Source organism: Halorubrum rubrum (assembly GCF_024494685.1).
Lineage (GTDB): Archaea > Halobacteriota > Halobacteria > Halobacteriales > Haloferacaceae > Halorubrum > Halorubrum rubrum.
This window is the reverse complement of sequence record NZ_JANHDM010000003.1, coordinates 158,969-172,143: the sequence shown is the minus strand read 5'-3', so window position 1 is coordinate 172,143 and position 13,175 is coordinate 158,969. Positions and strand designations below refer to the sequence as shown.

At 68.1% G+C, this 13,175-nt stretch carries 16 protein-coding genes and 1 tRNA gene; 11 read left to right on the top strand and 6 right to left on the bottom strand.

Features of this window, described 5'->3' with window-relative positions; genetic code table 11:
- Nucleotides 1-161 precede the first annotated feature (161 nt).
- Nucleotides 162-234 (top strand) — tRNA-Thr (locus NO889_RS05145).
- A gap of 127 nt (nt 235-361) precedes the next feature.
- On the opposite strand, the gene NO889_RS05140 is transcribed toward NO889_RS05145, so the two are convergent.
- Both NO889_RS05140 and NO889_RS05135 read right to left on the bottom strand, forming a co-directional pair.
- Nucleotides 362-739: a halocyanin domain-containing protein gene (locus NO889_RS05140; RefSeq protein WP_256411196.1), complete on the bottom strand. Its 378-nt coding sequence runs from the start codon at nt 737-739 to the stop codon at nt 362-364.
- A 366-nt stretch (nt 740-1,105) separates the two neighbouring features.
- Complete coding sequence (locus NO889_RS05135) at nt 1,106-2,134, bottom strand: hypothetical protein (protein ID WP_256411195.1); 1,029 nt, start codon at nt 2,132-2,134, stop codon at nt 1,106-1,108.
- Nucleotides 2,135-2,381: 247 nt separating this feature from the next.
- On the opposite strand from NO889_RS05135, the gene NO889_RS16370 reads away from it, so the two are divergent.
- On the top strand, nt 2,382-2,861 hold the full coding sequence (locus tag NO889_RS16370; RefSeq protein ID WP_303653050.1) for a hypothetical protein: 480 nt from the start codon (nt 2,382-2,384) through the stop codon (nt 2,859-2,861).
- A 74-nt stretch (nt 2,862-2,935) separates the two neighbouring features.
- On the opposite strand, the gene NO889_RS05125 is transcribed toward NO889_RS16370, so the two are convergent.
- Nucleotides 2,936-3,274, bottom strand: coding sequence for a 2Fe-2S iron-sulfur cluster-binding protein (locus NO889_RS05125; RefSeq protein WP_256411194.1), 339 nt, complete (start codon nt 3,272-3,274; stop codon nt 2,936-2,938).
- 157 nt (nt 3,275-3,431) lie between these two features.
- On the opposite strand from NO889_RS05125, the gene NO889_RS05120 reads away from it, so the two are divergent.
- Together NO889_RS05120 and mvaD are read left to right on the top strand one after the other, a co-directional pair.
- Nucleotides 3,432-3,692, top strand: a complete 261-nt coding sequence (locus NO889_RS05120) for a hypothetical protein (RefSeq protein ID WP_256411193.1) — start codon at nt 3,432-3,434, stop codon at nt 3,690-3,692.
- Nucleotides 3,693-3,770: 78 nt separating this feature from the next.
- Entirely contained in the window at nt 3,771-4,769 is a 999-nt protein-coding gene (mvaD, locus tag NO889_RS05115) for a phosphomevalonate decarboxylase MvaD (protein ID WP_256411192.1), read from the top strand.
- Nucleotides 4,770-4,812: 43 nt separating this feature from the next.
- On the opposite strand, the gene NO889_RS05110 is transcribed toward mvaD, so the two are convergent.
- Nucleotides 4,813-5,814, bottom strand: a complete 1,002-nt coding sequence (locus NO889_RS05110) for an alpha/beta hydrolase (RefSeq protein ID WP_256411191.1) — start codon at nt 5,812-5,814, stop codon at nt 4,813-4,815.
- 50 nt (nt 5,815-5,864) lie between these two features.
- On the opposite strand from NO889_RS05110, the gene NO889_RS05105 reads away from it, so the two are divergent.
- The 7 genes from NO889_RS05105 (at nt 5,865) to NO889_RS05075 (ending at nt 11,591) form a co-directional block, all read left to right on the top strand.
- The gene (locus tag NO889_RS05105) at nt 5,865-7,301 is read left to right on the top strand and encodes a DEAD/DEAH box helicase family protein (RefSeq protein WP_256411190.1); all 1,437 of its coding nucleotides are present in this window, start codon (nt 5,865-5,867) and stop codon (nt 7,299-7,301) included.
- A 167-nt stretch (nt 7,302-7,468) separates the two neighbouring features.
- Nucleotides 7,469-7,696 carry a HalOD1 output domain-containing protein gene (locus NO889_RS05100; RefSeq protein ID WP_256411189.1) on the top strand — a complete coding sequence of 76 codons (228 nt, stop codon included), beginning with the start codon at nt 7,469-7,471 and terminating at the stop codon, nt 7,694-7,696.
- Between the two features lie 137 nt (nt 7,697-7,833).
- The gene (locus tag NO889_RS05095; protein ID WP_256411188.1) at nt 7,834-8,310 is read left to right on the top strand and encodes a MoaD/ThiS family protein; all 477 of its coding nucleotides are present in this window, start codon (nt 7,834-7,836) and stop codon (nt 8,308-8,310) included.
- Between the two features lie 84 nt (nt 8,311-8,394).
- Nucleotides 8,395-9,063, top strand: coding sequence for a helix-turn-helix domain-containing protein (locus NO889_RS05090; RefSeq protein ID WP_256411187.1), 669 nt, complete (start codon nt 8,395-8,397; stop codon nt 9,061-9,063).
- Nucleotides 9,064-9,139: 76 nt separating this feature from the next.
- Nucleotides 9,140-10,660 (top strand): DUF790 family protein, encoded by a 1,521-nt coding sequence (locus tag NO889_RS05085; RefSeq protein WP_256411185.1) that lies wholly within the window; start codon nt 9,140-9,142, stop codon nt 10,658-10,660.
- Nucleotides 10,661-10,791: 131 nt separating this feature from the next.
- Entirely contained in the window at nt 10,792-11,325 is a 534-nt protein-coding gene (locus NO889_RS05080) for a DoxX family protein (protein WP_256411184.1), read from the top strand.
- Nucleotides 11,326-11,333: 8 nt separating this feature from the next.
- Entirely contained in the window at nt 11,334-11,591 is a 258-nt protein-coding gene (locus NO889_RS05075; RefSeq protein ID WP_256411183.1) for a hypothetical protein, read from the top strand.
- 52 nt (nt 11,592-11,643) lie between these two features.
- On the opposite strand, the gene NO889_RS05070 is transcribed toward NO889_RS05075, so the two are convergent.
- Nucleotides 11,644-12,195: a DUF7122 family protein gene (locus NO889_RS05070; protein WP_256411182.1), complete on the bottom strand. Its 552-nt coding sequence runs from the start codon at nt 12,193-12,195 to the stop codon at nt 11,644-11,646.
- Entirely contained in the window at nt 12,192-13,166 is a 975-nt protein-coding gene (locus tag NO889_RS05065; protein WP_256411181.1) for an RsmB/NOP family class I SAM-dependent RNA methyltransferase, read from the bottom strand. The genes NO889_RS05070 and NO889_RS05065 overlap by 4 nt, the downstream gene beginning before the upstream one ends.
- Between the last annotated feature and the right edge of the window lie 9 nt (nt 13,167-13,175).

Below are 13,175 nucleotides of genomic sequence, written 5' to 3'. Positions count from 1 at the left end.
ATGAAACGATCCGGTAGAGATGACTCAAATAGCTGTACGGATCGGAACGACTCGATTCGGGCCCGATCGGGCCGGTCGAGGTCGATCTGCGCAACGACGCTCCCCCCGACGGCTCCGTTTCGGAACCCTTATTTTCGTCATCGAGGTATGGACGGATGCGCGCCGGAGTAGCTCAGCTGGCAGAGCGATTCCTTCGTAAGGAATAGGCCGAGGGTTCAAATCCCTCCTCCGGCTTACGGTCGGCTACGCCTCCCTTAGGAACGTTATGGGAGATTCACGGCTAAAACCCCGCCCTTCAGGGCGGGGAGGATGTCAATTTCGCTACGTGGATCCTCTACGCCGAGTGAGGAGGCCCGACGGATCACTCCTCCTCCTCAATCACGACCGAGCCCTTCATTCCCAACGAGAGGTGGGGCTCGCAGTGGTACAGGGCGATTCCCTCCTCGTCGAAGGTGTGGGTGTACTCGATGTCGTCGCCCGTCTCTGCCTCTCCGGAGCTGAACTCGTAGTCGGTTTCGCCGATCTGTTCGTCCGCTTCGGCCTCGACGTTGTGTGCCCCGCCCTCGCCGGTCCACTCCCACCGGATCTCGGTTCCGGCCGAAACGGCTACCGCGGATGGCCCGTACGCTAACCCGTCGTCCCCGGCTCCGACGTCTATCGACACATCGCTCTCCTCGCGGAGATCCACGATCTCCCCATCGTAATTCTTCGCCGCATCACCGACGTCCGTCTCGGTCATCCACTCGTCGACGGCCGGATAGTCACTACCCGGAAGTGTATCAGCACCGTTTCCGTCCCCGTTACCATCGCCTGCACAACCGGCCAATCCAGTTATTCCGACGGTCGAAAGGGCGCCAAGTGCTTTGAGAACAGTTCGTCTATCCGCCCTGGTGAGAGGTGAACGGGTCATCTTCGGATTGTAATAGCATGGCCAGATGGATATACCCCCCCTCCAAATTTCTCGTCTGTCGGGAATCAGCGGAGGAACAACGGAGCATCTCATCCGCTGTGGATTTGTCCGTCTTCGCTCACTCCACGCATATTCTGGCATCGGGATTATCGAAGTTGCGAGGCTAAAACCCCGTCCTTCAGGGCGGGGAGGATGTCAAGAATATCGAGGAGTTGTCAACAATTCTCGTAGCGGTAGATAGAACATGAGGTGCTCCTTTCCGAGTTCTCCGGGAACTGGTCGGTGAGTACCGCCAGTATGGACTGCCCGAGCTATCAGGTAATTATAGCCGAAGTTGAGTCGGAAGTAGTCTTCGATAAGGGCAGTGGGGTACTCAGAAGATAGGCTGTCAAAGATCACTTCCCCTTGCGTCAGCGCAGTCTCACAACCTAGCTCGGGAAAGAATTCCCGGGCGAAGAACGCATACCGATCATCCCAACTTGAGAACTGTGGCAACATATCGTCGATTGATACAGAGAGGTCATTTCCGAGAGCAGCTTCGTTGATTCGGTCAGCGAATGGTTCGATCGAACGCCATTCGGGCGAGGGAGCGTTCGACGAGCGTTCGTGGTAAAAGTCGATACAGCAGTCCGGATAGCCGTGTAACCGTCCCTGATATCGTTCGAATTTTGAGAACGAGTCACTCAGAATCCCGTCGATATTTTCCTGTATCACGTCCTTCGGAGTCGTGGAGTCGTCGTCCTGGAAGAAATAGACGCGTGCCCCATAGTGGAGGTGACCTTCAGTTCGAAGCCATTCCGGGACGACGAAACACTGTCCCGGGAACTGGCGCTCGAGATAACTCATTTCGGGAATGCGCTGTAACTCTCGGCGAAACTGTGTCGATGCAGTCCACAGACCGTCCTCCGTGAGTGTATCCACGTCGACCTTGATGCTTCTGTACGCGCGTCTCGATTCTCGGAGATCTCGCGACCGTTGTCCGCGACTTGAGTTCGAGGATTCAGGGGTATCGCCGTCAAATGCCTCAAAGGCTTGTAACTGCCCGGAGAAATACGTCTCGTCGAGCTGGACGCTCGCTCCCTGTCTCTGGCCAGCGAGAACTGTGTAGCTGTCCAGGGCAATGAACGTCGGAAGGGTAGTGATGTAACGCTGAGGGTCCATTATGTTGCGTGTGCTCTTAGACTCCGACGTGTATGTGTTCGGGTCGATTCTGAGTCTTTCCATTGGTGATGGTCGATGTATGTAGCGTGCTATCGCCAGAGCGGATTTCGCTCACCATCCCCCCGTTTATCGGGCAGCCTACTACTTTCTCCCGGTCAGTGGTGTCGATCCCGACGACCTCGTTGATCGGATACTTCTGGGTTGTGCCGGAACCGTCGTCGACGACCGGTCCTCGCCGGTTCCCGACTCGAACGAACCCGCGACCGAGCCCCACGGTCCGGAGACGGGGACCGAGTGGACCGTCACCCGAGTGGTCGACGGCGACACGATCGAAGTCGAGTTCCCGAACGGGGAGACGGACACGGTTCGGCTATTGGGCGTCGACACCCCGGCGACCTCGATGGACGCGGTCACGCCGAGAGAATTCGAGAGGATCCCGGAGACGACCGCCGGCCGGTATCACCTCTACGAGTGGGGCGAGAAGGCGACGCGCCACGCGAGGGCCGAGTTGGCCGACGAGGAAGTGCGTATCGCGGTCGACGAGGGGGCGGACCGGCGCGGATCCGACCGTTCGTCGATCGGAACACCTCGTATCCGATCAAACAATACTATGGATATAAGGTGTACGCCTATCCGCTTCGGCATGCTCTGGCGTACTATGAGACCGAAAACCACGGACGCGGGAGAGGAAGTGTACGAATGTTTCGAATGCGGTTCGCGCTCGGAGACCGCGGGGCGCTGTGACTGCGGCGGGGAGCTGCTCCACCTGGGCCGCTCGCGGGACCTGTGAGCGGCCGAGGGCGAGCCGAGCCGTAGCGGGAGCCGGGGTCGGTCGTCGTCTGCGGATCAGTCGTCGTCTGCGGATCAGTCGTCGTCGGCCGTCGCGGTCGGCCCGCCCGATCCCGCGTCCGCGTCCTCCTCGATGCTCGGCGGGTACCTCCCGCGGTCGAGTTTGAGGTCGGACTGCGGGCGCGCCATACAGGTGAGCGCGAACTCCTCGGCCTCCTCGTCGGTGAGTCCGCGGGCGGCCGGTTGGGTCACCTCGCCCTCGAGTATCTCCGCGGAACAGGCGAGACACATGCCGACCCGGCAGGAGTACTCCTGGGCGATCCCCTCCTCGATACAGGGCTGGAGGATCGTCTCCGTGTCGGACACCTCGATCGTCTCGCCGGTGCCGACGAACTCGACGGTGTACTCGGTCATGAGGCGGAGTACCCGCCGACCCGTCAAAAAGGGTTCCCCTCGATCCCGTCGCCGTCGCGGGGTCGGAAGTGACCACGACGCGCCGCGGTGCGTCCGATTCCGGTCGGTTTCCGATGTCGGTTTTTTTTATAAACGGGACGCGAAGGCGAACCCGTCAATGGTCCTCGCTCCCTCCGTTGCAGGGTTGCCGACGTATCGGTTCTGGGGCGTCACCGTCGTCCGCGACGAACTGTTCCTTCTCGCGGCGCTTCTCGTCCTCTGGGCGACGCTCGGGCGGTGGATCTACGGGGACGCGAAGACTCGGGGAAGCGAGTGGGCGTGGCAGTGGGGGTTCGGCACTCCGCTGACGCTGGTCGCGGGGCTGGACGTGATGCTGTTGGTGGTCGTGATCTACCTCTTGGTTCGGAATTCGGACTGACCGTCGTACGTATTCTTCCTCAGGAGCTTCCTCCCGGTCATCGCAACGACTAATCCCTCGCCGGCCGCTTTCCGAGGTATGACCGGCAAGGCCACCGCGCGCGCCCACCCGATCCAGGGGCTCGTCAAGTATCACGGGATGCGCGACGAGCGGCGTCGTTACCCGTACCACGACAGCATCAGCCTCTGTACCGCCCCCACCGCCACCACGACCACCGTGGAGTGGGAGCCGGACGCCCCGGAGGACACCTACGTCATCGGCGGCGAGGCGGTCGAGGGGCGCGCGGCCGAGCGGATCGCCGCGGTCGTCGACGAGGTCCGCGAGCGCGCGGACACCGACGCCGCCGTGCGGCTGGAGAGCGAGAACTCCTTCCCGTCGAACATCGGCTTCGGCTCCTCGTCGTCCGGGTTCGCGGCCGCCGCGCTCGCGCTCGTCGAGGCTGCGGGACTCGACCTCGACCTGCCCGAGGTCTCGACGGTCGCCCGGCTCGGCTCCTCCTCCGCGGCCCGCGCCGTGACGGGCGCGTACTCGCTTCTCGCGACCGGACTCAACGACGCGGACTGTCGCTCGCGCCGGCTCGACGTCGGCGTCGGCGACGACGGCTTCGACCCCGAGGAGGACCTCCGGATCGTGGCCGCCCACGTCCCCGCCTACAAGGAGACCGAGGAGGCCCACCGCGAGGCGGCCGCGAGCCACATGATGGACGCGCGCGTCGCCCACGTCCAGGACCAGCTCGTGGAGATGACCGACGCCCTCCGAGAGGGCGATTTCGACCGGATCTACGGGACCGCCGAGCACGACTCGCTGTCGCTGACGGCGACGACGATGACCGGCCCCGCCGGCTGGGTGTACTGGCAACCGGAGACGATCGCGGTGTTCAACGCGGTGCGCGAGCTCCGCGAGTCGGGCGTCGACGTCTACTTCTCCACCGACACCGGCGCGTCGGTGTACGTCAACACCCGCGCGGAACACGTCGACGAGGTGGAGTCGCGGATCGCCGAGATCGGGATCGACACCGACGTCTGGGAAGTCGGCGGCCCGGCGCACGTCCTCGACGCGAGCGAGGCGCTGTTCTAGGAACGGTCCGGGCGGCGATCGGAACGCTCGTAGGCTTCCCCGACTACAGCCGCTCCCTGACGTCGCCCGCGACCGCCGAGAGCGCCTCCTCGGCGACCGCGACCCGGTCCGTGAGGCTACAGAATCCGTGCGCCATCGCCGGGTAGTGCCGGCTCTCGACCGGCGTGCCCTCCTCGGCGAACCGCTCGGCGAGCGCGAGCCCGTCGTCCCGGAGCGGGTCGAAGCCGGCGGTGACGACCGTCGCCGGCGGGAGCCCACCCAGATCGTCGGCCCGCAGCGGGACCGCGAAGGGGTTGGCGGCGTCGACCGGGCTCCGGAGGTACCGCTCGTAGAACCACTTCATGTCGTCGCGGGTGAGGAGCGGTCCGTCGGCGTTCTCGCGGTAGGAGTCCGTCTCGAAGTCGTGGCCGGCGATCGGGTACAACAGGAACTGGCCCGCGATCTCGGGGCCGTCGAACTCGCGGACGTGAAGCGCTGCGACGGTCGCGAGCGTTGCCCCCGCGCTGGTGCCGGCGACGCCGAGCCGGTCGGGGTCGCCGCCGAACGCGTCCGCGACCTCGGCGGCCCACTCCACCGCCGCGGCCGCCTCGTCGACGGCGGTCGGGAAGGGGTGCTCGGGCGCGAGCCGGTAGTCGACGGAGACGACGACGGAATCGGTCCGCGCCGCCAGCTCGCGACACGGGCCGTCGATGGAGTCGAGCGTCCCCAGCGTCCAGCCGCCGCCGTGGAAGTAGACGAGGGTTCGGGCGGCCGATCCGTCGGAACCGGGCGGTTCGTCGACGTCGGTCGCCGCGTCGGGGTCGGCCGGTTCGTCGGCGTCGGTCGCGGCCGCCGGCCGGTACACCCGAACGGGGACCTCGCCGTGTGGCCCGTCGAACGCGAGGTCCCGCACGCTCGCGACGGGCGGCTCCGGCTCGCCGGAGAACACCTCGTCCTCCAGGCGTCTGGCGGCCTCCACGGAGAGGTCGTGCCACTCCGGGAGCCCGAGCGTCTCGAGTTCGTCGACGACCGCCGCGAGTTCGGGGTCGAGTTCGGCCGCGCGCATGCGGGGACCGAGGCGGTGGCCCTTTATCAGTCGGTCGGTAACTCCGACCGATGACGGTCCGGCTGTCGTACGAGAACGGGACGATCCGGGTCGAGGCCGACCCGGAGGGGGACAACGGTGCCGCCGGTGCGGACAGCGACGCCCCCGCCCGCGGCGGTGGCCTGCCCCCGCTTCCCGGCGTCGAGACCGATCCGCGATCGGGGACGGGGCGTGCCCCCGCCCACCGCTACGCGGCGATACGCCGGGCCCTCGAGGTCGCCGGCGTCCCCGTCGACGACCGGGTTCCCGCGTGGGAGCCGGCCGGCTCGAGAGCGGGCGACGACGGCCACGACGACGCCGAACTCGCGCTCTCTACCGATTACGACCTCCGCGAGTACCAGGCCGAGGCGCTCGCGGCGTGGCACGACGCGGACGACCGGGGGGTCCTGGAGCTCCCGACGGGGGCCGGCAAGACCGTGATCGCGATCCGCGCGATGGTCGATCTGGGCGTCCCCACGCTCGTCGTCGTCCCGACGATCGACCTCCTCGAGCAGTGGCAACGCGAGCTGGAGACGGAGTTCGACGTACCGATCGGCCGGTTCGGCGGCGGCGAGCAGCGCCGGGAGGCGATCACGGTGTCGACGTACGACTCCGCGTACCTCAAAGCGGAGGACGTGGGCGACGCGTTCGGGCTCGTCGTCTTCGACGAGGTCCACCACCTCGGCGGCGAGGGCTACCGGGACGTCGCCCGCCTGCTCGCCGCGCCCGCGCGGCTCGGGCTCACGGCGACGTTCGAGCGCCCCGACGGGGCCCACGAGACGGTCGCGGAGCTGGTGGGCGAGCGGGTCTACGCGCTCGACGTCGACGACCTCGCCGGCGACCACCTCGCGTCCTACGACATCCGGCGGATCGAGGTGGAGCTGACCCCCGAGGAGCGCGAGCGGTACGACGAGAAGCAGGGGACCTTCCTCGAGTACGTCCGCGAGGCGGGGATCACCTTCGAGACCGGCGAGGACTACCGGAAGCTGGTGATGCGCTCGGGCACCGACCCGCGGGCGCGGGAGGCGCTGCTCGCGAAGTCGGCGGCCCGCGAGGTCATGATGAACGCCGACCGGAAGCTCGAACGCCTCGGGGACCTCCTCGAGCGCCACCGCGACGACCGGGTCATCGTCTTCACCGCCCACACCGAGCTGGTCTACCGGATCTCCGAGCGGTTCCTGATCCCCGCGATCACGGCCGAGACGGGCGCGAAGGAGCGCCGGGAGGTCCTCGAGCGCTTCCGCGACGGGACGTACAGCCGCGTGGTCGCCGCGAACGTGCTCGACGAGGGCGTCGACGTCCCCGACGCCAACGTCGCCGTCGTCCTCTCGGGGTCGGGCAGCGAGCGGGAGTTCACCCAGCGGCTCGGCCGGATCCTCCGGCCGAAGGCGGACGGCGGCCGGGCGGTGCTCTACGAGATCGTCTCCGCGGAGACGGCCGAGGAGCGGGTCGCGGCGCGTCGGCGGTGAGACGGCTCGCGGGACCGGTCGGGTCGTTCGTTCCCCGGCGTTCCCGGTTCGTTCCGTTCGACGGGAGGAACCGGCGGCGCGAACGCGCTCGCCCGTCGATACCGCGGCGATCACCGCAGTGTATCGAAATCCACTTGCTCTCGAGAACCGAACGCGCACGACGAGCGATGCTTCTGGATTCACTCATCGGGGCGATCGCGGACGCGAAGGACACGGAGCCGGACGAACTGGAGGTTGCCCTCGAAAACTACGTCTCTACGGCCGCGATACGCCAGCTGGACGCCCACGAGAGGGACTCGTGGACGCTCCAGTTCGACCTTCCGAACCACTCCGTACGGATCGTCGGGGACGGTGCCATCCTCGTGGACGACACGATGGAACGGACGTTCGGCTGAACCGTCGGTGACGAACGCGTTCGTCGGGGGACGATCCGGCCGCTCGATCCGCGATCGCGCTCGGTCGACCCACCGACGTCCATCGGGCGAACGTGTTCGGGTCGCCGTTTACGGGGGACGGCGTCCTACCGTCGGCCATGAGCACGACCGCAGAGGAGCGCCAGGACGACCGGGCGAGCGAGAGCGACGCCGTGAGCGAGGCGGACGCCGCGACCGGAGACGGGGCGACGACCGCCGGCGAACCGCCGGAGACGACGGTGACGGTCCGGTGTACCGGCCACGTCCGCACGGAACTCGACGGGACCTACGAGTTCGAGTACACCTTTCTGGGAGACACGCTCCGGGAGTTCCTCGACGACCTCTTCGAGGACTACCCGGCGCTTCAAGAGCTGTTGATCGCGGAGACGGAGGCGGACGCCACCCACGGCGGCTGGGCCCCGACGCCCGAGGAGCTTCCCGGCACGTGGACGAAGAACCCGGTCGGCGAACAGACCATCGCCTACGCCCGGATCCTCGTGAACGGCCGGTTCAACGAGAACGAGCGCGGGTTCGACACCGAACTCGAGGAGGGGGACCGCGTCGCGTTAGTGTACCCGTTCATGTTCTGTTGTTGAGAGGCTCGGACACGTTTATGTCCGGAGGGATCCGATACCTCGGCGTTCGACCGCCCCGGCCACCGGGGGGATCGGGTGGAGACCATGGCACAGATACGCCTCCTCGTCGACCTGCCTGACGGACCGTGGATCGCCGACGTCTCGCGTGCGTTCCCCGACGCCGTCTTCCGCGTGTTGACCGCGACCCCCGGCGACGAGGCGGGGTTCGCGCTCGTCCGGATCACTACCGACGCCGTCGACGACGTGCTCGCGGCGATGGAGGCCCACTCCGGCCTCGCCGAGGTCTCGGTGATGACGCGCTCATCCGGCGAGACGACGGTCCAGATCGAGGCGTCCTCGCCGATCCTGCTGCTCGCCGCGCAGGGCGCGGGCGTGCCCATCGAGATGCCCGTCGAGATCACGAACGGGATCGCCACGCTCGACGCGACCGGCGCGCACGACCGGCTCTCGACGTTCGGCGACCAGCTCGCCGGGATGGGACTGGACTACGAGGTGGAGTTCGTCCAACAGCGCGTGAACCCGAGCCAGCTCCTCACTGAGAACCAGCTCGACCTCCTCCTGACCGCGGTGGAGGCCGGCTACTACGACGTGCCCCGCGAGAGCACCCTGACCGAGGTCGCCGAGGCGGCCGGGATCGCGAAGTCGACGTGTAGCGAGACGCTCCAGCGCGTCGAACGGACGATCGTCCGCGAGTTCGTCGAGGACCTCCCGCCCGTGAGCGGCGAGTTGAAACGGCGACTGACGACGGAGTGAGGACGGCGGGTCGACCCGCGACCGACCGGCCGAGCCCTCCGTCGGGTATTAACCTCCCCACCGCCTACCGGACGGCGTGTTACGCAAGGACCTCCTGCGCGTCTCCCGTGCGGGCGGCGGCTACCGCCCCCGGTTCGTCGGTCGGGAGCGCCGCCCGCTCGCCGCGAAGGTGCTCGGGGCCTTCGAGTCCACCGTCGGCGAGCCCCGATCGGCCGTGACGGCGGCGACGGACGCGCTCGAGGCGGAGTCGGAGGACTTCAAGCTCGTCCGCGGGCTCGCCGCCCTCGTCGAGCGCGAGTGCGTCTTCGAGGCGCGGTCGACGGTCCCGCCGCCGCGCGTCCGCCGAGCCGCCTTCGAGGCGGCCGAGTCGGTCGGCGTCGCCGACGAGAGCGACAGAACGCGGGCGATCGACCGAGCCGCCGACCGCCTCGGCGTCGGCCCCGCGGTCGTCGAGGACGACCTGTACGCGGACCGCGAGCGCAAGGAGGTCCTCGTCGACGCCGACGTCCGCTGGGATCCGGACGCGCTCATCGAACAGTACAACCTCTCTCTCGCACAGACCGCGCTGTTCGACGCCACCGAGATCCGGGTGCGCTCCGTCGACCCCAAGGCGCTCGTGAACGCGGTCAAGCGGCTCCGGCTGATGTACGAGCTCCGACGCACCGACGACGGCCGGGAACTCGTCGTCACCGGCCCGGACGCGCTCTTCCGGCGGACGAGACGCTACGGTACCGCGTTCGCCCGACTCCTCCGAACCGTCGCGGGCACCGCCGAGTGGCACCTGGAGGCGACGATCGATGATCGCGGGACCGAGCGGACGATGACGCTCTCCGGGAGCGACGTGAGCGTTCCTGGCGTCGAGCCCGTCGCCGAGCCCGACTTCGACAGCGGCGTCGAGGCCGACTTCGCCGCCCGTTTCCGCGGACTCGACCTCGACTGGACGCTCGTCCGCGAGCCGGAGCCGCTCGCGACCGGGACGCGGGTGATGATCCCCGACTTCGCGTTCACGTACGACCACGCCGACTTCACGCTGTTCTTCGAAATCATGGGGTTTTGGACCCCCGAGTACGTCGAGAAGAAACTCGGCCAGCTCGCCGACGTCGAGGACGTGGACCTCCTCGTCGCGGCCGACGAGAGCCTCGGCGTCGGCGAGGCGATCGCCGCACGCGACCACCGCGTGCTCACCTACGCGGGGACCGTTCCGGTGAAGGACGTCGTCGACGTGCTCCGCGAGTACGAGGTCGACCTCGTCGCCGAGGCGGCCGCGGCCCTCCCGGAGTCGTTCGCGCCCGACGACGACGCCGTCGCGCTCGCCGAGCTGGCGGCCCGCCACGGCGTGAGCGAGTCGGCCGTCGAGGACGGCCCGTTCCCCGACCACGAACTCGTGGGACGGACGCTGATCCGCCCGCAGGTCCTCGACCGGCTGCGCGAGGAGATCGACGACGGGGCGTCGCTGTCGGCGGTCGAGGAGCGGCTCGACGCGTACGGGATCGACGACGCGAGCGCGACCCTCTCGGCGCTCGGATACCGCGTCGAATGGGAGGGACTCGGCGGCGGGACCGTTCGGGAGAAGGAGGCTTCTCCCGAAGACGGGTGAGAGACGGCGACAGGTGCGGCGATCGCGGCCGGGAGCGACGGCCGTGAGCGGGCGCGTCCGACGTTTTCGAAGGGTGACAAGTACCGGATGCTTATATATGTTCGGCCGTCGCAGTGTAATCTGGAATACATATGGTAGCGAACATACGAACGCGGCTGCTGGGACAGGACGTATCGTTCCCGGTCGAGGAGTCGCGGCTGGCCTACTGGCTGGTCGTGATGCGGCTGATCGTCGGCTGGTGGTTCCTCCACGCGGGGCTGGACAAGTTCCTCGCGTGGCCGTTCGACGCGAGCTGGTTCGTCGGCGGCGCGGCCGCCCAGACGACGCTGGGACCGATCCTCGTCCTCTTCTCGGAGGGGATACTGCTCTCGTTCACGAACGTGATGGTCCCGGTCGGGCAGGTGCTGATCGGTCTCGGCCTGATCGTCGGCGCGTTCACTCGGCTCGCCGCCTTCTTCGGCGCGTTCCTGATGGTGTTCTTCTACTTCGTCAACGGCGAGACGGGCGGCTGGTCACACGGCGTGATCACCGGCGACCTGCTCGGGCTGTTGATCTTCGCGATGATCGCCACGCTCGGGGCCGGGCGCGTGCTCGGGCTGGACGCCTACCTCGCGCGGACGGACTTCGTGAAGGAACACCCGCGGCTGCGGCACTTCATCGGCTAACGGACACCATGACTCAACTCACCACGGCGGAACGGATCGCGTTGTACGGCGGCGGCGGCCTGCTCCTGATCGGCACGCTCGGGATCGGGCTGCTCGAGATAGTCGCGGGCACGCCGCACCCGGTGACGGGGGAGGGCCAGATCGTTCACGAGACGCTGGTTCCGCTCTCGATCCGGTCGTCGGTCATGCTCCTCGGACTGCTCCTGTGGGGGGCGTACGCCGCCTCGAGCGTGGCCCGCGAGCCCCCGGCGGACACGTCGATCTGAGGCGGGCGGACGGGGACGCCAGTCTCGAACCGTTCCGTTTCGGACCGTACCCTCACCGTTCGACGACCGGCAGGTCCGCCCGGCTCCCCTTCGGCACCACGGAGCGTAACTCGCCGTGGAGGTAGAGGCCGACGCCGATCGGGGCGCTCGTGCCCGCGATCCGGTGGGAGACGATCAGATACCCCCAGTCGCCGTCCCACTCCGGGAGGTCCTGGTCCTCGCCGGCGACGAACCGGCTCGCGCGCTCGGGGCCGAGTTCGACGACGTTCCGGGTCGCGTCCTCGCCGAACCGCTGGACCGCGCGGGTTGTCGGCTTCCAGTGCTCCTGGCGGGTCCGCAGGAACGTCATCCCGATCGTCTCGACCCGGCTCGGATCGGCGGCCTCGCCGTTGAACACCCACACCTTCCCGGCCCCCTTCTCCCAGAAGCTGTATCCACCCAGCACCTCCCGGCCGATCCCGAAGCGCGTCTCCCACCAGTCGAGGACCTCCTCGCGGCTGGCCCGCCCCGCCACCTCGCGGTCCGCGGGCGTCTCCGGCAGCCGGTCGAACCGCTGACCGTCGTTGGTCGGTCCGTGGTCGGCGTCGGGATCGGCGTCGCTCATCGGGCCACCCCCGCCGCGTCGCGGTCGGCGGTGGCGGCGTCGCTCCCGCCGGCACCCTCCTCCGCCCCCCCGACGCGCAGCTTCGCACAGAAGAACCCGCCCGTGTCGTTGTGGTGCGGGTACACCCGGTGGGCGCGCGTCACGCTGTCGTCGTACGTCTCGCCGTCCCACTCGGTCACGCCGGGAGCCGTCTCGAGGGGCAGGTCGAACGGGACGACCTCGCAGTCCTCGCTCGCGAGCGCGTGATCGAGGACCGCCTCGTTCTCCTCCGGCGCGAACGTACACGTCGAGTAGACGACGGTCCCGCCGGGCCGAGTCGCCTGGATCGCCCGCGTCAAGATTCCCTTCTGGATCCCGGCGACGCCGTGGACGTGGTCGAGCGTCCACTCCGCCAGCACGTCCGGGTTCTTCCGGCAGGTCCCCTCACACGAGCAGGGCGCGTCGACCAGCGCGCGGTCGAACGCGTCGAACGCGAGCGGCTTCAGAGAGAAGTTCCGGGCGTCCTGGTTGGTCACGATCGCGTTCGTCACGCCGAGGCGCTCGGCGTTGTGCCGCAGCGCCGAGAGGCGGCCGAGGTCGTTGTCGTTGGCGACGACGGTCCCCTCGTCGTCCATCAGGTCCGCGGTCTGCGTCGTCTTGCTGCCCGGCGCCGCACACGCGTCCCAGACCCGGTCGCCCGGTTGCGGATCGAGCGCCAGCGCGGGAAGCGCCGAGACCTCCTCCTGGCCGTGCGTCCAGCCGTGCGCGTGCGGCCAGTTCCCGCCGGGGTTCCCGTCGGGGAGCCGGAAGATCCCGTCGTGCCATCCGACCGGGTCGTGGGCGACCCCCTCCGCCTCGAACGCCTCGCGGACGCGCGCGGGAGAGGCCTTGATCCGGTTCGTGCGGACGACCGACGGCAGGGGTCGGTCGCAGGCCGCCCGGAACGCGTCGACGTCGTCGACGAGCGACTCGTACCGGTCGAGCGGGTTCATGCGCGCCCT

Bases quoted from the DNA above. Each gene is read 5' to 3' on its own strand.
- NO889_RS05140 (WP_256411196.1), bottom strand. From the start codon at position 739: ATGACCGAGACGGACGTCGGTGATGCGGCGAAGAATTACGATGGGGAG.
- NO889_RS05135 (WP_256411195.1), bottom strand. From the start codon at position 2,134: ATGGAAAGACTCAGAATCGACCCGAACACATACACGTCGGAGTCTAAG.
- NO889_RS05125 (WP_256411194.1), bottom strand. From the start codon at position 3,274: ATGACCGAGTACACCGTCGAGTTCGTCGGCACCGGCGAGACGATCGAG.
- NO889_RS05120 (WP_256411193.1), top strand. From the start codon at position 3,432: ATGGTCCTCGCTCCCTCCGTTGCAGGGTTGCCGACGTATCGGTTCTGG.
- mvaD (WP_256411192.1), top strand. From the start codon at position 3,771: ATGACCGGCAAGGCCACCGCGCGCGCCCACCCGATCCAGGGGCTCGTC.
- NO889_RS05110 (WP_256411191.1), bottom strand. From the start codon at position 5,814: ATGCGCGCGGCCGAACTCGACCCCGAACTCGCGGCGGTCGTCGACGAA.
- NO889_RS05105 (WP_256411190.1), top strand. From the start codon at position 5,865: ATGACGGTCCGGCTGTCGTACGAGAACGGGACGATCCGGGTCGAGGCC.
- NO889_RS05100 (WP_256411189.1), top strand. From the start codon at position 7,469: ATGCTTCTGGATTCACTCATCGGGGCGATCGCGGACGCGAAGGACACG.
- NO889_RS05095 (WP_256411188.1), top strand. From the start codon at position 7,834: ATGAGCACGACCGCAGAGGAGCGCCAGGACGACCGGGCGAGCGAGAGC.
- NO889_RS05090 (WP_256411187.1), top strand. From the start codon at position 8,395: ATGGCACAGATACGCCTCCTCGTCGACCTGCCTGACGGACCGTGGATC.
- NO889_RS05080 (WP_256411184.1), top strand. From the start codon at position 10,792: ATGGTAGCGAACATACGAACGCGGCTGCTGGGACAGGACGTATCGTTC.
- NO889_RS05075 (WP_256411183.1), top strand. From the start codon at position 11,334: ATGACTCAACTCACCACGGCGGAACGGATCGCGTTGTACGGCGGCGGC.
- NO889_RS05070 (WP_256411182.1), bottom strand. From the start codon at position 12,195: ATGAGCGACGCCGATCCCGACGCCGACCACGGACCGACCAACGACGGT.
- NO889_RS05065 (WP_256411181.1), bottom strand. From the start codon at position 13,166: ATGAACCCGCTCGACCGGTACGAGTCGCTCGTCGACGACGTCGACGCG.